Below are 23,738 nucleotides of genomic sequence, written 5' to 3'. Positions count from 1 at the left end.
TCTCTTATTGCCCCGGGAGCCCCCATTATGAAAGGACCCGGAGGTGGGCGGCATCCCGACGCGCGATCCAGCGGTTCGGACGGCACAGCTGATGAGCCAGCGGGTACTGAGTGGCGCCCCCACGACAGCCGCCTTCAGCGGTCTGGCCGGCGCAGTTGCATACCCCCTGATTTGAAACCCGATAACTGATGTGGCAGGGTGGAACACTCACCGACGGGGGACCCATTTGAGCCACACGCCAGGTCTACCAGAGCCCAATTCGGTGAGTGCTCCGGCGCCCGAGCACGTCGGAAGGAAGACGCCCGAACAGATACGCGCCTCAAAACGCGGCACCCTTATTCAGGCACTCGCGGGCGCAGTGTTGGGCGTAGCCACCCTGCCTGTGATGTATTTTGTGCTGCTGTGGGGATACCTGGATGAGGCCTTCGGGATACTGTTTCTCGTGCCGGTAATCCCGGTCGTCACTTTCTGGGGGCTCGATGCCTTCATGAACGAAACGCGGTGGAGTCTCCTGCGCGGCCTCATCGCCGGTGTGTGCGTGACCCTCGGTATCCTGGTTGTCTTCCAGCTGCGGGTAAACCTGATGAATCTGATTTTTGTCGGTGCGTTCGGCGGCATTATCGGAGTACTCCTCTCCCGGGTGCGTGACTTGGTCCGCCGCCCCTCCTCTGGGCTGTAGGCCACGCCCTCGAAGCTCGTCGGCCGCGAACTTCCCCGGCCGCCTCCATCCACCGTATCGCCGGGAATACCCCTATCGCTGCGACAGAATGACCTCGACCGTGGTGATCCCGACATTTCAAATCACGGCATATACGCACGTGGGCGGGAGAATACCGATGCTAGGCACCATGGACTCATTAGGGACGCTTATTCGCAGCCACGCCTGACCGGGGCTACAGGGACGAGGTGTAGTGACAGGTGAGGACCGTGCGCACGGCCGCTCTCGACCGCCTCCTCGCGCTCGCCGGTGTGTGGTCATGTGTGTCGATCTGCAAATCCGGATGGTTGACTCGGAGCCTAGTCTCACCCACATCGAGCGCGCTAAAAAGTTGACGATCCAGTACCCCGCGATCGCACGCGTTGAACCTCGGGCGGACACAATTGATTCGAGCGCACTACGATCAGGTCGCGGCACCCTAATTCGGGCCGCCCGGAAAATCAGGGGTCATAATTTCTGGGGTAGCTCGTGGAGCAATGCCGAAGGTGAGACCCGTGAAACACCCTCCGCCCAATTACGTTAAGGATTTGAGCCCCGGCATGCTGCTGAAGTCGGGGGCGATTGGGGCTCAAGAGGGGCTTTCTGTGGAGGGGCTGTTGGGGAATCGGTGTGGGAGCACGCGCTGGAGCGATGCATAGAGGCTTAACGGAGTCCGGTTTTATAAGAGCAGAAAGCGAGTTTCCGTGAGGCTGAGGAAATCAGGGATTTGTGATCAGCGAGAGAAAAACACGCTTAGGCGGACGCCGAAAAAATGAATTAAGCCCGGGCATGAATGGGGCAGTTGAGCGTGTTCTCATGCTTCTGAGAGCGACCCCTCAACGCAGCCCCGACATTTGCCAGGCGAACGTGAATCACTCTTGGGCCTGCCCACGCACTTCCTCTGCCGCTGTGCGCGGCTGGGGGTAATGAACGTGCACTCAAAACCGCCCTTGAGATCAGGGAGCTCATCGGGAGTAGCCGTGCCACGAACGATCGGGAGACGCGTAGTAGCCACCGGCCGGTGTACTCCTCGGTGGTCGCGCCTCCAACCAGCTATCGGATAAAGGCCCGCGGCCCCGGGATGGGTGCGGGGAAGGGGGTAGCGGGTAGCGGCGACGTAGCTCGGTGTGAATTCATCATCGGGGTGCCCGTGGGAGTCGTCGTGGCAAGTCTGCGGAATAGTTACTCGCCTGACGCGTGCACCTGCACTCACGTGTCAGCGCAGGAATGGAGGACTCGGTGTCCTCTAAAGCTCGGAGACCCGGTTCACCTCCGGGGGGACAACGCGAGGTTCAGCACCTATGGAAGCCTAAGAAGGGCGCCAACTAGCGGTATGGCTGGGCCGCCTCCCCATAGACAGGATCGCCTCGCGGGCCACCCTAGACCGGCCAGTTTAGGCACCGATGCGGCCGGGCGCCTAATCTACCTCGGCCGTAATTATTCGGTGTACCTGCATTCGGGACATGCGGATCTCCCGGGCGATCTGCACGACCGGCACCCCGGCTGCGTGCGCGGCAAGGATCGCCGCGTCACGCTCGGCCAGAGCTCTGGCCAGTGCATCGGCCGCAACACTGAGCCGCTCGATGCTATCCACGACGGTTCTTCACCGCGAGGACAAGCGCGACCACGGCTACGATGAGTGCAGCGATCGACACGGTGATGGTGATTGCTTCCATTTTCTCTCCCAAAAAGGTTACGGGCATCGCCCTGCGAGGCTGGTTCTCTCTCGGGGCTTATGCTGGCTGGTTCTTGCGCCTTCGCTTGTCCGTTTATCGCGTGATCAGCTGGTGATCGTTACGGTGAGGACTCCAATAGTCTCCATCGGGTTCCCCCACCCTGAGGGGGCATCCCGCTGAATTATATGTAACATGATGTTGCGCATGAGTTAGCCCCGCCAGGCAGGCACCATCCTCACCAATCGGGACGCCGCGGCCGGCTATGCGCATCGTGCGCTTCACCCCGTGTGCGCCGCTGAATATCCGTCACAGACACCGACCGCTGAACATGATGAAGTCGATCGAGTGCAGCATGCGCACAACCCGCGATGGCTGGTTGCGCGGCCCTGAATGTGAGTCGCGGCGACATTTGGGAAGGTAATATTGATCGCTCATACCGATACCCGCTAGTGAGAGTCTGGACTGCGAGTTTTGGGATGCCTCGCGGCGGGGACGGCGCGCTGATCAGCACCGCCTTGCCGGGCGCGTATGTGTTGGCTTTCCATGCCGTCCACGGTGAAGTCCTAAACGGTGGTTGCACGATTGTCGACCACGTTTTCCCGTACACCGTCGTTGCGATGGCTGTAAGGGGGGCTGGGTCGCTCGCGGTGTGCGCCGCCAAAGGGCTCGATGGAGGACGTCTTGAACCTTCTGTTCACGTCTGTGTCGCGACAGAGACAGGTCTAAGCCGATGACACTCAATAAGCGCCGCGACTGGTGGTCATCATCTGGCATATCGGCCCGTGACGATATCAACTCCTGGCTGCAGGCGTATGGGGTTGTCGGTAGATAACGCTGCCCGATCCATTGCGATCTTGGAGACGCCATATTGAAGCTCGGGGCAGGGGAAGGTCGACGTCCCTTCGAAGCGGGCGCCTTGCAATCCACCGCCACGGTATCGTCACAGTATCGAGTGGTGCTAGAGCAGGATTAACCGCCCGTGCGATCCAGATACACATCTTCCGGTGGGATTCACCCGTCGGGAGGGTGAGGGAACGTAGTGACGCACGCCCAAATCACCGCGACCGGTGGAAGAGCGGTACACACGGGGGCTCATCCGAGGTTTCGGAGCCGACAGTATGTAGGAATATGTGTGCGCCGATAATTGGCACTCAACTGGGATCGGTACGGTGGCATTGAAATTGCGGCGCTCGGTTTGGGATATCAAAACCCTCGGGCGGTCCTGCGGATCGACGGAGGAAACCTGCCCCGGGATGCCCTGAATCACCGACTCCGAGGACATGCTAGCGGCCCCCTCGTCCACGCCTGCCCCGGATAGGCTACGCCGATCGGTGGGTGCGCATGGGGGCGCAAGAGGTTTGAGAGGGCACGGGAAAAAGATCCCGAGGATGGGTGCGATCCCCAGCTATGGCGTCTAGCGTAAAGAAATTGTTTGAGTGAATCGGAAGAATTCGGAGGGGACGTGTGCCACATAAACCGGGATGGATGAATAGTCACTCGCCCACGCCTGCATCGGCGCTAAGAATTGCCGGCGGGCTCGCGGACTTATTCACCGGCCGAGCCGGAGAAGCCCACCGCGGGTGTTCCGATACGAATGCCGTTCCTGACCCAGGGGCCGAGGGACATAAAAAATGATGAGTGGCCGGACCCCGTGGATGCATCATCAATCGATGACCCCGTACGATGCCTACCGAGAAATCATTCACGCAAACGGCGACATTATTGCCGAGGGGGCCTCTTTGAGTAGGCCGCGAGGCGGTTTCATACTCGCGCGAATTACCACTTTTGGTACGGGACGTGAGAGTTTTACCGTTGTGTGCCTTGGGCCAGCTCTCGGTGTGATTCCGGGTCAGGGCTGAGATCAGCATGTTCACAGGGCCCGGACTACCTCGAAAATTTTGGGCGCTATGGTCTGCCTACCTGGTGAATCGCCTCGCGCTGGTCTCACCCGCGTTCCTGTCGCTGTTTATGCTCGCAATCGATATCCCAGTCACGCAGGCAATTGCGCTGATGCTGTTCTCCTCGGGGCTCGGCCAGGTGATCGGCGGGTTCTTCGGAGGGGTGCTCTCCGATAGATACGGGCCGCGAAGAATCATCTTCGCGAGCCAGGCCCTGTACATCATGACCTGCGCGGGAATTCTCCTGTCCCCACCACCTTCGCTTCTGGGAATACTCGTGGGTGGCGCGGGACTGGCCGCGGCGCTTCCCCGCGCCGCGGCATTTACCCTGGCCACGCGGCTCGTGCAAAAGGAACAACGCACACGGGCCTATGGCTACCTATATTGGGGAAATAACATCGGTTCAACCCTATCCTCGGTCATTTCTGGACTGCTCATTCAAATATGGCCGCACCTCCTATTCCTGCTCTCGATCCTCGGCGCAATCTATTACATACTCATCGCGCTGAGGCTTCCGGCGGCTGCGGCCGGCGCGGAAGAACGGAACCCGCTCTCGGTTCGCCAATTCATGAGGGATACGCTGCATCCGTTTGGTGCCACGGGAATGAGGATGTTTCTGCTCTGGACGTTCCTCATCTCCTGCGTGTATATGCAAAAGCTGGGCGTGCTGCCCCTGCAGATGACTGCGCTCGGGATAGCGCCCGCTGTGATTGGGGCGGTGCTGGCGGTAAACGCGGTGGTAGTAATCGCCTGCCAGCCAGTCCTGATGCGGTGGTCCTCCCGGCTTGGCCTCGGAACCACTCTGATGAGCGGGGCCCTCCTGATCGCCGTGGGTTTTGGGGCCTATACCTTCGCCACGGACGTGTATTTTTTTATCCCGTGTGTGATGATCTGGACCGTCGGAGAGATGTTTCTGGTACCCGGTTCATCCGCCTATATCGCGGCCGCCGCACCCGGCAACCGGATCGGAAGCTACCAGAGTTCTTATGCGCTCGCCTGGAGCTCGGGCCTCTCCGTCGGCACCCCCATCGGGCAGCTGATCTGGGCGGCGGCGGGGAGCACCCCCATATGGATCGCGGCATTACTACTGGGCGGTATCGCGGCACTCGGATTTCGAAGACTTAAGCCCCCGACCTGATACCGGGCGGCCCGCGGGCCGAGGTGCCGCCGCCGCCGATCCGGGATGCCACACGCGGATGACGTGCCATGGCCGAGCCAAATCCGGGGCCTGAGCCTCGGGACACCCCGAAGCGGCGGGGCGGGCGAACCGGTCAGGGGGTGGTGCGGGGTTCGCGCAGTGAGATCAGGATAAGGAGTGGGATCAGGCCGAGGGCCACCATCGCGGCGCCCACCGCGGGCGGCCCGGCGACGCCCAGACCGGAGGCCATGGCCAGGCCGGCCACCCAGGAACCGAGGGCCACCCCGCCGTTATAGGCGGCGACGGACGAGGCCGCCGCGAGGGTCGGGGCCGAGGAGGCATAGCGAATGGACAGTCCCGTCGCGAGGGGAGGCACACAGAGCCCCGCCGCGCCGATGAGGAAAAACAGCATAAAGGTCGCGATCACGCCGGTGGAAAACGGCACGAGCAGCGCGAGGGCGAGCGCGCCGATCGCGGTCGCCCCGAGGAACGTCCCCACCGCATGCCTCTTGCCGAGCCGGCCGGCGATATTGGTGCCCAGCAGACAACCCAGACCAAATACCACCAGGGCGATCGGCACGGCCCACTGCTCCAGGCCCGTGCGGAGGATCAGCAGCGGCTGAATATAACTAAATGCGGCCATCACCCCGCCACTGACCACGGCCGTGGCGGCCAAGACCAGCCAGATCCGCCCCTGGGCGAAGGCCCGCAGCTCGGTGCGGATCGGCGCAATATTCTGGGGAGCCGTCGCGGGCGCCACGCGGGCAATAACCGCCGCGGCCACGAGGGTGAGCGCGGTGAGTACCCAGAACGTTCCGCGCCAGCCGATGAGCTGACCGAGGAACGCACCCAGCGGCACACCGGCCACGGTGGCCAGGCCCACCCCGCTCATCATCAGGCCGAGGGCGCGGGAGGCCAGGCGTGGCCCCGCCGCGGTGGTGGCGGACACGGCGGCCACCGCCCAAAACGCGCCGGTGGCGACCGCGGAAATAAAGCGGGCGATCAGGCTCATCTCATAGCTGCTGCTGAGCGCGGTGAACGCGTGTCCCGCCGCGAAAATCAGCAGTGCCACGACCAGCGTGGCGCGGGGAGAGACCCGGCGCGTGGCGATGGCCATCACCGGGGCGCCGATCACCATACCAATCGCGAAGATCGTGATGAGCATGCCGGCGGCGGACTCCGAAACCGCAAGATCCGCGGAGATCTGGGTCAGCAGACCGGCGATAATATTTTCGGTGGTACACATCAGGAACGCACCGATCATCAGGATCGGCACGATCAGGGGCATCCGGGGTGTGGCCGCGGGGCGGCCGGGAGTATCGGATATCAAACGGGGATCCTGTCTTCGAGGGGAGGGACACAAAAGTCCGGAGGGGAAGATGCGCCGCGGCTCCGGGGTGTACCTCCAGAAAACAGCCCCGCGGGGCAGCGCGGAACACCCTGTTGTGACGTGGTCTCTCAGGGCACCCCAAAGCGGCGATCGCGGATCTAAGCTGACAGGGTGGATAAAAAAGCAGAGATCAAGACGTTTTTGGCCTCCCGCCGCGCCAAGCTTTCGCCCGAGGAGGCCGGGGTACCGATCTTCGGCGGGCTGCGCCGGGTGCCCGGCCTGCGCCGCGAGGAGGTCGCCCACCTCGCCGGGGTGAGCGTGGACTATTACGCGCGCATCGAGCGCGGCCAGACCCGAGGGGTATCCAGCGACGTCTTAAACGCGATCGCAAACGCGCTGCAGCTTGACGACGCCGAGCGGGAACACCTGGTAGACCTGGTGCAACCCACCGGCCCCGCCGACTCCGTCCGCCGCCTCTCGCGGCGGGTGACCCGATCGCGGGTATCGGCCAGCATCCAGCTGGTCTTGGATGCGATCACCGTGCCCGCGATCGTCCAGAATATTCGCGGCGATCACGTGGCCACCAACGCACTGGGCCGCGCACTCTACGGGCATGCGGAGGACGACCACTCCGTGCCGTTTAACTACTCCCGGTTTGTGTTTTTAAATCCGCGCGCCACCGATTTCTACCGCGACCTTCCCCAGATGAAACGCAATAACGTCGCGCTCCTGCGCCAGGCCGTGGGGCGCGCACCGCACGATGACGGGCTGATCCGGCTGGTGGGCGAGCTCTCGACCGCGAGCGGGGAATTCCGGGAGATGTGGGCCTCCCATAACGTGCTCCGCTATAAGTCCGGAACCAAGCGCTACCATCACGAACTGGTGGGGGACGTGGAATTTGGTTATGAGTCCTTTGAACTCACCAGCGATCCCGAACTCCTGCTGCTGGTATATACCGTGGAGCCCGAGTCCCATACCGCCCAGGCGATGCAACTGCTCGCCAATTGGAACCTCAATAAGCCGGCGCAGATCACCCCCACACCTACCCGCCGGCCGCACGACGCCTAGCCGCGCGGCCGGGGAGGACGCCCGCTCCTAGCGGTCGTTTATCTCGGGGGAATCCGCGGAATCGTTGGGTAGCTCCGGCACCGCGGCGGAATCGGAATCATCGCGTTTCCGGGGAAGGCGTTCCGCAAGATGGGCGGAGGCCACGGTCGTGAACTCCCTCACCTGCGCAAGGGCCCCGGCGCCGAAGCGGGCCGTGGCGCTCGCACCGGCCTCCGCGGTCTGCACCACGCCGTCTCGCATATCGCCGACCGCCTCGCTCCAGCGCCTGGCCTCCAGCGCCTCGCGGCCCTGCGTGATACCCAGGCGGGTGTTAAAAGTGGCCACATCCACCCCCACCTCATTGCCCGAACGCACGATGGCATTGGCCTTTATCGGGTTGAGCAGCACCTTGGTATTTGCGATCCCGGACGCGGCATCCATCCGCTCCAGCAGGCGGTGCGTGCTGGCCGCGATCAGATCGCGGCGCCTGCGGCGCCCGGCGTTAATCGCCTCCCGATGCCGATCTAGCTCATCGGGGGAGGAATCAAGCACCCGGTCGAGTTCCAAAACCGCCAGCCCATCCTGAAGCTGAACGCAGCGCGCCAGCACGGATAGCCACTCTTCGACCTCCCGCTCCGCCTCCCCGGACACCCTCAGAAGATCCGGGATCTTATGATTTTGCTCCAGCTTCTCCGCGAGCGCATCCAGCCGGCGGAGCGCATAGGACTGTGCCGTGGCGATGGCCTGGGCCGCGCCGTGCAGGCTCGACCAGGTCACCTCGGAGACCCGGCCAACATGCTCGCGCTTCAGCATGGCATCATCGATGACCAGCCCCACGCCGATCATCTCGGCGAGGGCTGCGTCCTTTTGCGCGCGCAATACGTCGTCCACCTTCGCGTCGATAGACGCCAGGTATTGGGTGATCTCCTCCATGGCCTGCTGCATGGCAAGCTGGGCCATGAGCCCCGAGACACCCGCGAGCATCGCCGGGTTGGTCAGGAGGGTGCTAAACGACCCCGGCTTAATGAACTCCAGGATCTTGCTGGTCTTGCCCTTTGCCGTGGTGATAATGGCCCGGCTGACACCGTCCGAGGACCCCTTCATCGCCTGACCGAGTTTCAGTGCCTTGGCGGATTCCTCCGTGAGCTTCACCCAGCGCCCCGAGTTCGCCGCGATCTGCGAGCCCGCCTGGGCCGCGCCGGATCCCGCGCTCAGGGTGGAACCGATTGATGACCGCACCGCGAGCGCGCGCGAGGCCACACCGGCCGTTAACAGAAACCGCTCGACATCGTGCGGATCGCCAAATACGGCGATGCCTTCGCCGTCGCTGACCAACTCGATCTCGCTGCTCATAACCATCTCTTCCCTGGGGTGGTGAAACCGCGGTTTTTCGGGAAATCCGAGGGGACCACATCGCCCCGACTGCCGAGGCAATGCCGCCACCGAAATAATGCCCCAGCCTATCGTGATCGCCGCGCCATATGGGGCCCGATGCGCGGGCGAGGATCGTGGATCGCCGGGCTATCGATTCCCCTAAAGGCATTCGGTCCCGGGACTCACCCGCCGGGACCGGATTCGGAGACCCGGCAACAGCGCCCCACCGGGAATGGGGCGCCTATGCCCGCGTCGGTGCTGGGGAGAGAATCGCGCGCATGTCGCCCGAAGAAAAAACGACGGGCACGTGAACCGATGGCGGCGCTTCAGCGGCCGCGCCGGACCCGGATCGGGGTCCGGCGCGGCCGGTAGTGCTGTGCCGCTCCGGGCGCAGGATTATGCGGTGTGGCCCAACGGGCGTCGTCTCCGGGCAATCAGCAGGCCCGCACCCAGCAGGGCAAGCGCCCCCGCGAGGCCCAGGAGGCCGGTGGGTGCGTTTGCGCCGGTACCGGCGAGGCCGGTTCCGCCACCGTCACCGCCGCCGGGGGTGGTGGGGGCGACGGTGGAGGGGGAGGGCGCGGGGGAGACGGCGGCGGTGGTCAGCTCGACCCGATAGGTGGCCGTATCCGAACCCGCGGCGTTCACGGCGGTGACGCGCACGGTGAATATACCCACCTCGGTGGAGTTTCCCGAGATGACTCCGGTAGCCGGATCAATCCGCAGACCGGCGGGAAGGCCCTCGGCGGAAAACGTGATCACGGGATCGCCGCTTGCGGTCACCGTGAACGGGCCATACTCGGCGCCGGCCACACCATTGGGCAGGGGCCCGGAGGTGATCACGGGCGGTGCGGCCCGGCCCCCCACCGTGAGGAGCGCGGGAGTGCTATAGCCGCGGGCCCCGGTGAAGGTATCGTGATAGCCGATCCGATAGAGATTGCCGTTATCCGCGGAGGCGGCGATAAAACTCAGTGTTTCCTCATCGGCGTCGGGCACCGCGGCCCAGCTGGCCCCCTCATCGCTGGAAACCTCCCAGGTCAGGGTCACCGTGGACGGATAAATATTTGAGGCATCGGAGGAGAAGGTTGCCTCCTCGGCATCCTCCACCGTGACGGGGGCGGGGTTGGTGATCGCCGGGAAATCGAGGAAGCTCAGCGTATCGGCCCAACGGTCGGTGACCACCGCATAGCTGCGCGTGGGATCCACCGCCACATCAAAGGCCCCCGCGCCCATGGTTCGTGCCGAATTCGACCGGGTATTGGTCGCGGTATCCACCGAGAGGAGATACTCCCAGGACAGGCTCGGGGTCAGAACCACGTTATTCTCGGGGATGGCCGCGACCCGATAGACGCCGGGCCCCGCGCTCACGGACGCGGTAATGCTCATGCTCGCCACGTCCACCGTGCGAATTTTTGCGCCATAGCCGGTGGCCACATAGAGCGTTGTGCCATCCGGCGTGAGATCAGTACCCCCGACCTCCTCGCTGTCGCCATCGGGAAGCGGAAGTGTGCGTGTCACCGCGGGAATCGACAGGTCAATCTCCGCGATCATGGGGGTATCCTTGAAGGCTCCGTCGAGCCCCACATAGGCGCGCGTGCCATCGGGGCTCACCTGCACGGAGTGGGCGTTTTGACCGGGGAGGGGAATAACAGCCCTTACCGCGAGGGTATCCGCGGCGATCACCGAGAGTGTGCCATCGATGCCCACCACATAAACGGAGGCGTCATCGGCGGATACCGCTACGCCCTGCGCTTCCGAGGGAATAAAAACGGTGCCGGTCACCGATCCGCTCGCGAGATCAATCACCTGCATCCGTGCTCCCATCCCCGAGACCCAGTCCGTTGTTGAAACATATAGCGTGTCATTGGCGCCGTTTATGGCCAGATAGCCCGGATCGGCCGCGCCGATATCAATATGGCCGGTCACCGTGCGGGCAATCATATCCACCACGGCAATCTCGCCCACGGTTTTGTTTAGCGTGACATAACCCCGGGTGCCCGTGTTATTCAGCACGATGGATTCGGGGGTATCACCAACCGTGAGCGTGGCGGGCAGCCCCACGGAGGAGGGGGCCGGTTTCACCGGGTCATCGGCCGCGGCCGCGGGCGCAATACCCAGGGCATATCCGGCAATTAATACGCCACCACCCAGCAGTGCCGCGAGGCGCGTGCTGCGCGAACGCTGGGTGTTATTTCTCAAAAAAGTCACGATTATCCCCCGAATAAACAACGATGTTTCAGTCAAGATAACACTTGTTGTCTTTCTTGGATAGGGGGCTCCGTGCTCGCCGCCGGTATTGGCGCCGCGCATAGCGGATACGCGCCCCGCGGCTCAGCCCTCCCGGGAATCCTCCGCAACGAGCGCGGTGGCAAGCGCATGGGTGCGGGCCAGGACATCCAGCTGAGCCTCGTTATAAATCTCCACGATGGTCGCCAGGAAGGCCTCGCGGGTGAGCCGCGGCCCCTTGGGTAGCCGTCCCGCGGGATTCGCCAGCCAGGTATATTCGCGCAGATGCCGGGCGAGCTGTGGCGCGAGGGCCTCCGCCAGAAGCTGCCGGGTGGACTCGGCGGCCTCCGCGGGCAGCGCCTCAAATGCGGCATCGGCGGCATCCGGCGTGACCGCCACCATGCGCTTCACATCCTCCAGCGAGGACTCATCGTAGAGCTGCGCATAAACCAGCACCAGCGAGCGCTCGGGGGCGGAGAGATGCGCTGTGAGATTTTCAAATCCCGCGGGAACATCGGTACCCGCGGTGCCCTCGAGAACCGCGCGAATCTCCGCGCGCGCCCGCTCCAGCCGGGCGATACTCGCGGCCAGGCCCGCATCAATCTCGCGCAGCGCCTCCGCGGGAGGCTGCTCGCCAAAACCCACCGCCTCGATCCGGGCCAGCGGCACCCCCAGGTCACGCAGCCGGCGGATCTGCAAAAGCCGCATCAGATGCCGGGCCCCGTACTGCTTATAGCCGTTGGAGAGCCGATCGGGCTGGCCAAGCAGGCCCTCGCGATGATAGTGGCGAATCGTATTTACCGTGGTATCGGCCAGGTCCGCCAGCTCGCGGGTGCTCCATGCCATGCGCGTGTTCCTCCCGGGATCGTTATGACCATTCAAGACCATGTTGTGGGAACACGGTCAAGGGCACGCGCCGCGGGGGCGGGGAATTGACCCGGTTCCGGGAACACGGTCTTAACTACGGGGGAGGGCCGCGGAAAACCAGCCGGATGCCGCGCCCGCTATCGAAAGGACACAGCATGGATAATCCCTATCAGTGGTTGCAGGAATTCCTTGGACAGGTGCCCGGGCTCCTGCAACCGGTGATCGTGGCCGCCGCCGCGTTCATCCCCTATATCGAGGGTGCGGGTGCCGCGGCGCTGGGGGTGCTGGCCGGGATCAACCCCGTGACGGCCGCGCTCGCCGCCATCGCCGGCAACCTGCTCTGCGTGATCGGGGTGGTGCTGCTGGGGGAGCGCATTCGCGCCCGCCTACTGCGCCGCCGCGCGGAACGCACCGTCCCCTCGCCTCCCGCGGAGCTCGCGGCCGCCCCGGAAACCGCGGGTACCCGCCCCGCCGCGGTCCTCACCGCGACCCCAAAACCCGGCCACGGTTCCCGGGGACGCACGCGCCTGCGCCGCTGGGTGCTGCGCTTTGGGGTGCCCGGGGCGAGTATCCTGGCCCCCGCGGTCCTGCCCACCATGCTGACCGCGGCATTTTTTATCGGCACGGGTGTGCCCCGCGGCTGGGTGATTCTTTGGCAGGCCATCGCGATCATCCTCTGGACCGCGGTGGTCACGATCCTCACCACGGGCGCGCTCTCCCTGCTGGGCTGGTGAGCGCTAACGCTCCCGATGGGCCGCCGCCGCGCGCGTGGTGCGGGAGGTGGCCTCGGCGCTCCACGGATCCTCGGGCCAGGGATGCTTGGGATAGCGGCCGCGCATCTCGCGCCGCACCTCCCGATACGGGCCGTTCCAGAACGAGGCCAGATCCGCGGTGATCGCGAGCGGTTTTTGCGCGGGCGAGAGCAGATGGAACAGCACGGGCACCCGCCCCTCCACCAGCCGGGGCGTCTCGGCCAGGCCAAATAGCTCCTGAAGCTTCACGGCCACCACCGGGCGTTCCGCGTGATCCGCGGTGCCGGGATCGGGATAGCGGATGCGCACACGCGAGCCCGAGGGCACCGCCAGGTGCTCGGGAACCAGGCTCTCCAGCCGGGTGGCCTCGGGCCAGGGCAGGAGCCTGCGCAGGGCCTGCGCCATATCCAGGCCCCGCAGCGAGGAGGTGGGGGAGAGTCGTTCCAGGTCCGGGCCCAACCACTCGGGCAGGGAGTCCAGCAGCGATGCATCGTCCATCGCGGGCCAGGGAGCGCCGAGTTCGCGCTGCAGCAGCCCCAGCCGGGCGCGCAGCGCGGAGGCACCCTCGCCCCAGTGCAGCGCGGATAACCCCGCCTCGCGCAGGTGGCCGGCAAACGCGGGCCCGGTATCGCCCGCGAGGGGGGATACCGGCGTGCTGGAGAGCAGGATCGCGCCGAGCATCCGCCGCTCCTGCACGCGCACCCGGCCCTCGGTGACGCGGGCCGCACGCTCGTTTTCCCGCAGCGGGGCCCCCAGGCGCAGGGCCTCGGCCTCGTCGAGCGGCGCGGCCAGCCTGATCACCGCGCCGGTGCCATCCGCCACCCGGCCGTCCACGCGCTGCACATCGCGGATCGCCAGCCACTCGGACGCGGCCAGGGCGCTGCCCTCGGGAAGCGCCGCACGCGTGCCGCTGGCCAGGAGATAGCTGCGGGAGTGCTCACCCGTGCGCCGCGCGATCCACTCGGGCCGGGCGGTCGCCGCCACGAGGCCCGCAAGATTCTCCGGGCGGGAAGCCGGGGCCACCCCCGGGGCCTCCGCCTCGGCAATCCGGGTGAGTCGGGATACCTCGGCCCGCCAGCGCCGGGCCCCGGGGATACGCCCCGCGCGCAGCTCGCGCAGCAGGTGTGGAAGATCGGCCCCGGGATCGCGGAAATCCCCGGAGATCGCGGCCACAACCTCCGCGACGGCCGCCGGATCGCCGACCTCGGCGGTGCCCGAGAGCAGGGCGCGCGCCTCGCGCACCCCCACCGGCAGCCCGGCCACGCGGCGGCCCAGCGCGGTGAGCGCCCCCGAGTCCTCGGCCAGCCCCAGCGCGCATAGATCCCGCACCGCCTGGGCCATCGCGGCCGAAGGCGGCGGGGTGAGCAGGCGCAGCCCCGCGCCGCCGGGTGTGCCCCAGGCGGCCAGCAGCAGCGCGGCGTCGAGGAGATCCGCGGAGGCAATCTCGGGGGCCGCCGCGGCGGGCATCCGGGCAAACTCCGGTTCCGAATAGGCGCGCACGGCCCGCCCGGGACCCTGCCGTGCCGCGCGTCCCGCCCGCTGCTCGGCGCTCGCCCGCGACGCGCTGCGCGTGACCAGCCCGGCCATATCCCGCCCGCGGTCGCGGCGCACCTCGCGGGATAATCCCGCGTCGATCACGAGTCGCACCCCGGGAACTGTGAGCGAGCTCTCCGCGAGCGCGGTACTCACCACGATCCGCGGCGGCGCACCCGCGGGGGCGCCCGAGACCGCGCGATCCTGCTCCTCGGGGGAGAGCCTGCCGTGCAGCGCCAGCACCTCCACGCGGCCCGGATCGGCGAGTTCGCGCGCGTGCTGCACCACCGCATCCACCTCGCGCGCACCCGGCAAAAATACCAGCGCATCGTGGCCGGATGCGCCCTGCTCGATCACGGCCACGCGCGCCACATGGCGCAAAAACTCGCGGGTCACGCCGCGCTCATCCAGCCGCGGGATCGCGGCCGGGACATAGTCGATTTCGAGCGGATGCAGCGGGGCGGGAACATGCACCACGGGGGCGTCCAGCAGCTCCGAGAGGCCCGAGGCATCCAGCGTGGCCGACATCGCGATCAGCACCAGGTCCGGGCGCAGCTCGCGCACCTCGGTGAGGAAACCCAGCAGCAGGTCTCCGTCCACCGAGCGCTCATGCACCTCGTCCAGGATCACCGCACCCACCCCGGCCAGCTCGGGATCGGTCAGCAGCCGGCGCAATAAAATTCCGGGGGTCAGCACCTCGACCCGGGTGGCGGCGGAGACCCGCCTCTCGCCGCGCACCGTGAAGCCCACGGCCTCACCCACCGCGGAACCGTCCAGGGCGGCGAGCCGTCGGGCCGCGGCCCGGACAGCGACGCGGCGCGGCTGGCTCAGCAGCACCCGGCCCGTGCCGCCCGCCTCGGCAAGAAGCGTGGCCAGCAGCGGGGGAACATAGGTGGTTTTACCGGTGCCCGGGGGAGCTGTGATGACGGCGCTGCCGGTGGAAATGGCCCGCGCCAGCTCGGCATGGGCCGCGGCCACCGGGAGGCCCGCGCCGATTGCGGCCAGATTAAACAGGGGTGCGCTCACCCCTCCATCCTATGCGGGCGCCGCGTGATGCCCCGCGCGGGCGGATGCCGGCCGTGCCCGGGCGAATCGCCCGCGATCCCGGGGGTGTGGTGCATAATCTCCGCGCCCGGTCCCGGTGCACCGCGCCGTTTTCCGTCCGCGGAGGGGGAATTTTGCGCCTTGCGGGAATACCCCCATGGGGTATACGGTTATGATCAATTGATACCCAGCAGGGGTACAACGATAAGGAAGAGGAACGGCGATGACAACCACCGAATATCAGGTCACGGGAATGACGTGCGGACACTGCGAGATGTCCGTGCGCGAAGAGGTTGAACAGATCGACGGCGTGGAGACCATCGTGGTGAGCGCCCAGGACGGCACCCTCGCCGTGACCGGCCCCGGCGAGATTAACGACGCGCTGGTACTGGCCGCCGTGGAGGAGGCCGGCTACTCCGCCGTGCGCGCGCGGTGAATACCCCCGCACGCCTCGGGCTCTACGGCCTCGGACTGATCGTGGCCTTCGGCGGGGCCTTTGGCCTCGCCGGGGCGCTGGTCCCGGAAAGCACCGTCTCCGGCTGGAGTGAGCGGGTGGACTCCGCCGAACACGGCACCACCGCGACCCCCGATGCCGGCCAGGGCGATGGCTATACGCTCGACCGGATCAGCGCACCCGGCGGCGTGGGCGTCCCGGGCGTACTCTCGCTGGGCATCCTGGATAAGAGTGGCCGGCCGGTATCCGCCACGGCGGAGCGCGACCTGAACCTCGTAATCCTGCGCGGCGATGGCTCCGCCCCGCTCCGCGTGCACCCCGTGCCCGATCCCCAGACCGATACCTGGGCCACCCCGTGGCAGTGGCGCGCCGGCGGAACCTACCGGATCTTCGCCGAGCTCGCCCCGGGCGCGGGGGAATCCTCCGCGGTGCCGGCAAGCGGCACGGTCAACGTGGCCGGGGACTTCACCCCGGAGATCCCCGCCCCGCGGCGGAGCGCCGAGGTGGACGGTTATACCGTGAGCCTCTCGGGCGACCTGATCGCGGGTTCCGCGTCCACGCTGACCCTGGGTGCCGAGCGCGCGGGAGTACCCGTTGCGGGTCTCGAATCCGCGCCCTCCCGCCCCCTGGCCCTGCGCCTGGACACCCTGACCGACGTGCCCGCGCAATCCAGCGATGCCGCCGTGCTGATCACGGCCCCCGCGGCCGGACGCTATCTGATCTCCCTGGAGTTTCGGGTGGATGGCCACACCCACGCCGCCGAGTTTTATCTCAACGCCGCCCCCGCACATTCCGCGGGGCATTAGTACCACCCCCTCCGTCCCGAAAGGACACCGCCATGAGCACCCCCGCCCCCACGAGCCTCGGCTCCGGTATCGAACTGGATATCGGTGGGATGACCTGCGCATCCTGCGCGATGCGGATCGAAAAAAAGCTCAATAAACTCGACGGCGTCAGCGCCACGGTGAACTATGCCACCGAAAAGGCCCGCGTGAGCGTGCCCGCGGGTTATGACCCCGCCCTGCTGATCGCCGAGATCGAAAAAACCGGCTATAGCGCCGAACTGCCCGCCCCGCCCGGAAAACCGGCGGCTGCCGAGGGTGAGGAAACCGATCCCGAGCTGGCCTCGCTGCGCACCCGGCTGATCGCCTCGATCATCCTGACCGTGCCCGTGATCGCGATGGCGATGGTCCCGGCCTGGCAGTTCACCTATTGGCAGTGGGCCTCGCTGGCGCTGGCCGCACCCGTGATCCTCTGGGGCGCGTGGCCGTTCCATCGCGCGGCCTGGATCAACCTGAAACACGGTGCCGCCACGATGGACACCCTGATCTCGATGGGCACCTCCGCGGCCTTCCTCTGGTCGCTCTATGCGCTGTTTTGGGGCACCGCCGGAACCCCGGGGATGACACACGCCTTCGAGTTTTCCCTCGCCCCCTCCGATGGCGCCGCCAATATCTATCTGGAGGTGGGCGCGGGGGTCACCATGTTTATCCTCGCCGGACGCTATTTTGAAAAGCGTTCCAAAAAACAGGCCGGGGCCGCGCTGCGCGCCCTGCTGGAGCTCGGCGCCAAGGAGGTCGCGGTGCTGCGCGGCGGCACCGAGACGCGGATCCCGGTGGAGGATCTGCGGGTGGGGGACGAGTTTATTATCCGCCCGGGCGAGAAAATCGCCACCGATGGTGTGGTGGTCTCCGGCAGTTCCGCGGTGGACGCCTCGATGCTCACCGGCGAATCCGTGCCCGTGGAGGTGGCCGAGGGGGATCCCGTGACCGGGGCCACCACCAATGTGGGGGGCCGCCTCGTGGTGCGTGCCACCCGGATCGGCTCCGATACCCAGCTGGCGCAGATGGCCCGCCTGGTGGAGGACGCCCAGACCGGAAAGGCGCAGGTGCAGCGCCTCGCCGACCGCATCTCGGGCATCTTTGTGCCCATCGTGATCGTGATTGCCGTGGCCACCCTGGGCGGCTGGCTGGGTGCCGGGTTCCCGGCGACCGCCGCGTTCACCGCGGCCGTGGCCGTGCTGGTGATCGCATGCCCGTGTGCCCTGGGCCTGGCCACCCCCACCGCGCTGCTCGTGGGCACCGGCCGCGGCGCACAGATGGGCGTGCTGATTAAGGGACCCGAGGTGCTGGAATCCACGCGCCGCATCGATACCGTGGTGCTGGATAAGACCGGAACCGTGACCACCGGAAAGATGACCCTCGTCGAGGCGATCACCGAGCCCGGCACGGAACGCGCCGATCTGCTGCGCCTGGCCGGGGCACTCGAGGACGCCTCCGAGCATCCGATTGCGCAGGCAATCGCCCGTGCCGCCACCGCCGAGGTGGGGGAGCTGCCCGCGGCCGAGGACTTCGTGAATGTGACCGGCAAGGGAGTGCGCGGAATCGTGGACTCCCATGCGGTGCTGGTGGGCCGCGATTCGCTGCTCGCCGAGTGGTCGCTGGCGCTCAGCCCCGCGCTGGCCGGGGCCAAGGCCGCGGCCGAGGGCGAGGGAAAAACCGTGGTGGCGGTGGCCTGGGATGGTGCCGCGCGCGGCATCCTCGTGGTGGCCGATACGGTTAAGCCCACGAGTGCCACGGCGATTGCCGAGCTGCGCGCCCTCGGGCTTAACCCGATCCTGCTCACCGGCGATAACGAGGCCGTGGCCCGGCGGATCGCCGCCGAGGTGGGCATCACCGAGGTCATCGCGGAGGTGCTGCCCAGCGAGAAGGTGGACGTGATTGCCCGCCTCCAGGCCGAGGGCAAAATCGTCGCGATGATCGGCGATGGCATCAACGATGCCCCCGCGCTGGCCCTGGCCGATCTGGGGCTCGCGATGGGCACCGGCGCCGATGTGGCGATCGAGGCCTCCGATATCACGCTGGTGCGCGGGGACCTGCGCGGCGCGGTGGACGCGATCAGGCTGGCCCGCAAGACGCTGGGCACGATCAAAACCAACCTGTTTTGGGCCTTCGCCTATAACGTGGCGGCGATCCCCGTGGCGGCGCTGGGCATGCTCAACCCGATGCTCGCGGGGGCCGCGATGGCGCTCTCCAGCGTGTTTGTGGTGGGCAATAGCCTGCGGCTGCGCGGCTTTAAGAGCGTGACCGCCGCGGATCGCGCACCCCGGGCATAGCGGCCCGCGCGGGATGCCGGCCCCGGCATCCCGCGCCCGCGGCCGGGCGGACCGCCGCGGATATGAGATCCTGGGGTTATGGACCTCGAGATTTCCCCGGCGCTGAGCGTGCCCTCGGGTGAACTCGAATGGCGCTTCTCGCGCTCCTCGGGCCCGGGCGGCCAGCACGTAAATACCTCCGATAGCCGGGTGGAGCTGACCTGGAATATCGCCGAATCGCCAACCCCGACCGAGTCCCAGCGCGAGCGCCTGCTGCAAAAACTCTCCGGCCGGCTGGTGGGCGGCTCGCTCACGGTCTCCTCCGCGGAGCAGCGCTCCCAGCTGCGCAATCGCGAGACCGCGCGTGCCAAGCTCGCGGCGCTCCTGCGCACGGCCCTGGCCCCGGATGGGCCGCCGCGGCGGCCCACCAAGCCCACGCGCGGCTCGCAGCGCCGCCGGCTGGAGGCCAAGGGGCAGCGCTCGGATACCAAGCGCGGCCGCCGCCGCCCCTCCGCCTCGGACTAGGCGGCGGGAGCGCTATTCCACGAGCTTGCCCGCGGTGGATACCTCGCCGATCAGGGCCGCGATCTCGGCCGGAACCGGCGGGATCGCCTCGCGCGTAATGCCGTGCGTGGGTGACCACACCAGGTTAACCGTGAGGTTGGGATCGGTCAGCGGATAATCGCTGCGGTTATGGCAGCCGCGCGTCTCCCGGCGCTCGAGGGCCGCCTCAAGCGTGGCGCGCGCCGCGAGGGCCGAGGCCTTCAGGTCAAACGCATGCGCGAGATCCTGGAAGCCCGCGATATCGGGGTGGATGCCCACGCGGGTCATCCGCTCCTCGATCTGCGAGAGCGTGCCCAGCCCGGCCAGCAGGCCCTCCTCATCGCGCACCACCCCGGCGCGCTCGGTCATCATATTGCGAATCTCCCGCTGCAGCGCCCGCACGTTTTCGGGCCCATCCGCGGCCAGGAGGTCGTTTATCTCGGCGCGGGCGGCATCCAGCGCGGCGGCCGAGCGCGGCTGGGACTCGAGCGCCGCCGAGTATTCGCGCGCGGCCTGGGCCACGATCCGCCCATAAACCAGCAGCTCGATCAGCGAGTTGCCGCCCAGGCGGTTGGCCCCGTGCAGGCCGCTGGACGCCTCGCCGATCGCATAGAGCCCGTCCACATCGGTGCTGTGATCCGTGGAGCGCACCCAGACGCCGCCCATCGAATAATGGGCGGTCGGCGCGATCTCGATGGGCTCGCGCGTGATATCCAGCATCTGTAGCTCGATCATGGTCTGGTATACCCGCGGCAGCCGCTCCATGATCACCTCGCGCGGCAGGTGGGAGACATCCAGCCAGACGCCGCCATTGGCCGTGCCGCGCCCCTCGGCGATCTCGGTATAGGCCGCGAGGGCCACCCGGTCGCGCGTGGACAGCTCCATCCGCTCGGGATCGTAGCGCTCCATGAAGCGCTCGCCGAGGGCATTACGCAGGATGCCTCCCTCGCCGCGCGCGGCCTCGGAGATCAGGGTGCCCGCGGCGTTTTCGGGTTCGATGATGCCCGAGGGATGGAACTGCACCAGCTCGGGATCGCGCAGCCTGGCCCCGGCATCCACCGCGAGCCGGAAGGAATCGCCGGTGTTCTCATCGCGCCGCGAGGACGTGCGACGCCAGATGCGGTTATGCCCGCCCGCGGCGAGGATCACCGCATCGGCGTGGACCACATAGCGCATCCCGGTATTCAGGTCGAAGCCATAGGCCCCAAATACCCGGTTATCGCGCACCAGCAGCCGGGTGATATACACCTCGTCGAGGATGGGGATCTCCAACTGGGCGGCGCGGTTGACCAGGGTGCGTTGAATCTCCAGGCCCGTATAGTCCCCGGCGAAGGCCGTGCGGCGGTAGGTATGCGCGCCGAAGAAGCGCTGCGAGATGCGGCCATCGGCCTCGCGCGCAAAGGGCATGCCATAGCGTTCCAGATCGCGGATGCCGCGCTCGGCCCCGCGCGCCACGGTTTCGACGGTATGCGGATTGGCCAGGTCGTAGCTTTCCTTGATGGTATCGGCGGCGTGCTGCTGCCAGGAGTCCTCGTGGTCCATCGTGCCGAGGGCGGCGTTAATGCCGCCCGCGGCCAGGGAGGTATGGGCATCCGAGCGCGGGCGCTTGCCCACCGCAAGAACATCGGTGCCCAGCTCGGCCAGCTCGATCGCGGCGCGCAGGCCGGAGCCGCCCGTGCCGATCACGAGGACCGTGGTAGAAATCTGTTTTTCCGTGGGGTGTGTGGGGGTCATGGGCTCCACGCTAGGTTCCCCCAGTTGATTCGTCCAATGAATGATTTTCCTTGATTTGATGCTGTTACGCTATCGACATGAATCTTGAACAGCTGCGCAGCTTTGTGGAGGTGGCCCGGATCGGCCACTTCACGCGGGCCGCGGCGCAGCTCCATCTTGCCCAGCCCTCGCTGAGCCGCCAGATTTCCGCGCTCGAGGCCGACCTGGGCACCGAGCTCTTTCACCGCGTGCGCGGCAATATCTCGCTGACCGCGGCGGGGGAATCGCTGCTGCCGCTGGCCACGCGGATGCTCGCGGATGCCGAGGCCGTGCGCCACGAAATGCAGGAATTGGCCGGGTTGGGCCGCGGCCGGGTGCGGCTCGGCGCCACCCCCACGCTGTGCCTGAGCCTCGTCGCCGAGGTGCTGGTGGCCTTCCATGCGAGCTATCCCGGGATCGGGCTGCACCTGAGCGAGGGGGGATCGCGCGGCCTGCTGGAGGACCTCGCCGGGGGAGCGCTGGACCTCGCGCTGATCACCACCTCCGAGGAGGGGGCGCCGCGCGGAAACCTGGAGCGCATTCCGCTGCTGACCGAGGAACTGGTGGTGATTAGTGCGGCCGCCAGCCCGGTGCTGGGACGGGGCGGGGCGCTGAGTCTCGCGCAGCTCGCGCGGCTGCCGCAGATCACGTTTCACGAGAGCTATGACGTGCGCGCGGCCACGATGGCAGCGTTTGCCCAGGCCGGGCTCACCCCGCATATAGTGCTTGAGGGTTCGGAGATGGATGCCGTGCTGCGCTGCGTGGAGCGCGGGCTGGGGGTCGCGGTGGTGCCCGCGATGGTCCTCGCCGACCGCCCGGGCCTGCGCGCGGTGCGGCTGCGCGGCGCGGGGCTGGATCGCACCATCAGCCTCGCCCATCGCGCCGATGTGCCGCTGTCCCGGGCCGCGCGCGCGATGCGGGACCTCGTCATCTCCACCGCGCATGCCCTCGCGATCTCCACCCCGGAGGGGGAGGCCCTGATCGCCCGCCCGGCACCGGCGCACTAATCCGGGTCGTGGACCGGCGCCGGCCCGCGTCACCGCAGATAATCTGCGGTGACGCGGGCCGGGCGGGGAGTGCAGGGGTGTGTTATCCGGTGATCCGCACGCGGCGGCGGAGCATTCCGATGCCCGCGAGGAGCAATACCGCGGCCAGCGCGACCACGCCCAGCACCGACTCCGCCCCGGAATCAGCGAGCTTTTTGGTGGAGTGCGGCGTGCTCGCGGCAACGGTATCGACCTTCGCCCCGGGAGCCTGCGTATTCTCGGGAATCACCGCGGGGGGCGTGGCGGTGGTGACGGGGGTGGAATCGATCACGGGTGTGGCCGGGGCAAGCACGGTGAAGTCAAAATAGAAGACGAGATCGGCAAACCGCAGCTCGAGGTGATGGGGGCCGGGCCGGGCATCCGCCGGAATGGTCACCGTATGGCTATCGATATCCGCCCGCTCGGAGGCCGGCAGGAGCGCAATCTGGCGCTGGGAATTGGCCGAGGAGAGCACCACGCTGATATCTTCCGTATGCAACTCGGCGGGGATGGTGATCAGCTGCTCGGCACCCGCGCGCAGCGCCGCGTCCCGCAGCGAGAGCGGAATGGCCGCATCGGGTGCCAGTTCGGCGAGACTGCTCAGATTGGCCAGTGCGAGGGTTTGACCCGACCAGAATTGCGCGGTATCGGCGGAGTCCACGGCGCCAAACGCGAGATACAGAAATCCGATGCCGCTCGTTTCCTCGTTCAGCTGCAAGACGGTGGTGCCGTTTTCGAAGACCGCGGTGGTGCTGAGGGCGGTATCGGTCAGGTCGCCCCAGTAGGTGAACTGATAGTTCACCCGGACCGTACCGTTCAGCGGACCCGCGGCCGTGGAGCCCGTGACGATCAGGGTATGACGGGAGGCCGGGCCGGCGCTCAGATCAAATTTTGCGCGGATATTCGGCGCGGGAACCTCCGGAACATTCACGGCCCCGCCCTCGCGGAGAGTATTCGCGGTGGGCGGCGCGGCGGGGACATCTCCCGCGGGGGAGGGCGGGAGCGTCGAGGGGGACGGAAGCGAAGTCTCCGGGACCTCGGGAATCGCGGGGACGGTATCCTCCTCCGGGATAAGCCCCGTGAGGAGGTCCTCGGCCGGGTTGGCGGCCTCGTTTTCCGCGCCGGGGGCGGCCTGGGCGATGAGTGGACCACTCCCCAATATCAGGGTGAGTGAGGCGATCAGGGTAAGCGTGCTGAGTTTTTTCACTGGGCTTCCGTACGTCGGCGTTCGGGGACATAAAATGAGCGGACCGTGCGCAGGGAGCGCACGTCGTCGCGGGGTCTCGGTGAC

17 protein-coding genes are annotated in these 23,738 nt (G+C 66.9%); 9 read left to right on the top strand and 8 right to left on the bottom strand.

Annotation, left to right across the window (positions count from 1 at the left end; translation table 11 throughout):
* Positions 1-262 precede the first annotated feature (262 nt).
* Positions 263-679: a hypothetical protein gene (locus tag KXZ72_RS04470; RefSeq protein ID WP_226082538.1), complete on the top strand. Its 417-nt coding sequence runs from the start codon at positions 263-265 to the stop codon at positions 677-679.
* A gap of 1,435 nt (positions 680-2,114) precedes the next feature.
* On the opposite strand, the gene KXZ72_RS04465 is transcribed toward KXZ72_RS04470, so the two are convergent.
* Complete coding sequence (locus tag KXZ72_RS04465; protein WP_226082537.1) at positions 2,115-2,291, bottom strand: helix-turn-helix domain-containing protein; 177 nt, start codon at positions 2,289-2,291, stop codon at positions 2,115-2,117.
* A 2,005-nt stretch (positions 2,292-4,296) separates the two neighbouring features.
* On the opposite strand from KXZ72_RS04465, the gene KXZ72_RS04460 reads away from it, so the two are divergent.
* The gene (locus tag KXZ72_RS04460) at positions 4,297-5,409 is read left to right on the top strand and encodes an MFS transporter (RefSeq protein WP_226082536.1); all 1,113 of its coding nucleotides are present in this window, start codon (positions 4,297-4,299) and stop codon (positions 5,407-5,409) included.
* A gap of 133 nt (positions 5,410-5,542) precedes the next feature.
* Here KXZ72_RS04460 and KXZ72_RS04455 read toward each other — a convergent pair whose 3' ends face one another.
* Positions 5,543-6,739, bottom strand: a complete 1,197-nt coding sequence (locus KXZ72_RS04455) for an MFS transporter (RefSeq protein WP_226082535.1) — start codon at positions 6,737-6,739, stop codon at positions 5,543-5,545.
* A 171-nt stretch (positions 6,740-6,910) separates the two neighbouring features.
* Between KXZ72_RS04455 and KXZ72_RS04450 the strand changes: the two genes are divergently transcribed.
* On the top strand, positions 6,911-7,807 hold the full coding sequence (locus KXZ72_RS04450) for a helix-turn-helix transcriptional regulator (RefSeq protein ID WP_226082534.1): 897 nt from the start codon (positions 6,911-6,913) through the stop codon (positions 7,805-7,807).
* 27 nt (positions 7,808-7,834) lie between these two features.
* Here the strand turns inward: KXZ72_RS04450 and KXZ72_RS04445 are convergent, their stop codons facing one another.
* From KXZ72_RS04445 to KXZ72_RS04435, 3 genes are all read right to left on the bottom strand, one after another.
* Entirely contained in the window at positions 7,835-9,139 is a 1,305-nt protein-coding gene (locus KXZ72_RS04445; RefSeq protein ID WP_226082533.1) for a hypothetical protein, read from the bottom strand.
* Positions 9,140-9,556: 417 nt separating this feature from the next.
* Positions 9,557-11,365, bottom strand: coding sequence for a putative Ig domain-containing protein (locus KXZ72_RS04440; RefSeq protein WP_226082532.1), 1,809 nt, complete (start codon positions 11,363-11,365; stop codon positions 9,557-9,559).
* A 123-nt stretch (positions 11,366-11,488) separates the two neighbouring features.
* A complete protein-coding gene (locus KXZ72_RS04435) occupies positions 11,489-12,229 on the bottom strand; it encodes a helix-turn-helix domain-containing protein (RefSeq protein WP_226082531.1) in 741 nt (246 codons plus the stop codon).
* A gap of 176 nt (positions 12,230-12,405) precedes the next feature.
* Here KXZ72_RS04435 and KXZ72_RS04430 point away from each other — a divergent pair, with 176 nt between their 5' ends.
* On the top strand, positions 12,406-12,984 hold the full coding sequence (locus tag KXZ72_RS04430) for a small multidrug efflux protein (RefSeq protein WP_226082530.1): 579 nt from the start codon (positions 12,406-12,408) through the stop codon (positions 12,982-12,984).
* Between the two features lie 3 nt (positions 12,985-12,987).
* On the opposite strand, the gene hrpB is transcribed toward KXZ72_RS04430, so the two are convergent.
* Entirely contained in the window at positions 12,988-15,561 is a 2,574-nt protein-coding gene (gene hrpB, locus KXZ72_RS04425) for an ATP-dependent helicase HrpB (RefSeq protein ID WP_226082529.1), read from the bottom strand.
* 241 nt (positions 15,562-15,802) lie between these two features.
* Between hrpB and KXZ72_RS04420 the strand changes: the two genes are divergently transcribed.
* From KXZ72_RS04420 to arfB, 4 genes are all read left to right on the top strand, one after another.
* The gene (locus tag KXZ72_RS04420) at positions 15,803-16,015 is read left to right on the top strand and encodes a heavy-metal-associated domain-containing protein (RefSeq protein ID WP_226082528.1); all 213 of its coding nucleotides are present in this window, start codon (positions 15,803-15,805) and stop codon (positions 16,013-16,015) included.
* On the top strand, positions 16,012-16,839 hold the full coding sequence (locus KXZ72_RS04415; RefSeq protein WP_226082527.1) for a heavy-metal-associated domain-containing protein: 828 nt from the start codon (positions 16,012-16,014) through the stop codon (positions 16,837-16,839). Before KXZ72_RS04420 ends, KXZ72_RS04415 begins: the two co-directional genes overlap by 4 nt.
* Positions 16,840-16,871: 32 nt before the next feature.
* The gene (locus tag KXZ72_RS04410) at positions 16,872-19,148 is read left to right on the top strand and encodes a heavy metal translocating P-type ATPase (RefSeq protein ID WP_226082526.1); all 2,277 of its coding nucleotides are present in this window, start codon (positions 16,872-16,874) and stop codon (positions 19,146-19,148) included.
* A gap of 78 nt (positions 19,149-19,226) precedes the next feature.
* Positions 19,227-19,652 carry an alternative ribosome rescue aminoacyl-tRNA hydrolase ArfB gene (gene arfB / locus KXZ72_RS04405; RefSeq protein ID WP_226082525.1) on the top strand — a complete coding sequence of 142 codons (426 nt, stop codon included), beginning with the start codon at positions 19,227-19,229 and terminating at the stop codon, positions 19,650-19,652.
* 12 nt (positions 19,653-19,664) lie between these two features.
* On the opposite strand, the gene KXZ72_RS04400 is transcribed toward arfB, so the two are convergent.
* On the bottom strand, positions 19,665-21,404 hold the full coding sequence (locus tag KXZ72_RS04400; protein WP_226082524.1) for an L-aspartate oxidase: 1,740 nt from the start codon (positions 21,402-21,404) through the stop codon (positions 19,665-19,667).
* Positions 21,405-21,481: 77 nt separating this feature from the next.
* Here KXZ72_RS04400 and KXZ72_RS04395 point away from each other — a divergent pair, with 77 nt between their 5' ends.
* Positions 21,482-22,429 (top strand): LysR family transcriptional regulator, encoded by a 948-nt coding sequence (locus KXZ72_RS04395; protein ID WP_226082523.1) that lies wholly within the window; start codon positions 21,482-21,484, stop codon positions 22,427-22,429.
* Positions 22,430-22,511: 82 nt separating this feature from the next.
* Here KXZ72_RS04395 and KXZ72_RS04390 read toward each other — a convergent pair whose 3' ends face one another.
* Positions 22,512-23,654 (bottom strand): hypothetical protein, encoded by a 1,143-nt coding sequence (locus KXZ72_RS04390; RefSeq protein WP_226082522.1) that lies wholly within the window; start codon positions 23,652-23,654, stop codon positions 22,512-22,514.
* Positions 23,655-23,738 lie beyond the last annotated feature (84 nt).

Origin of the sequence: Mycetocola spongiae (assembly GCF_020424085.1) — a bacterium.
GTDB lineage: Bacteria > Actinomycetota > Actinomycetes > Actinomycetales > Microbacteriaceae > Mycetocola > Mycetocola spongiae.
Note: the sequence above shows the minus strand (reverse complement) of the source record. Positions and strands in the feature narration are given on the sequence as shown.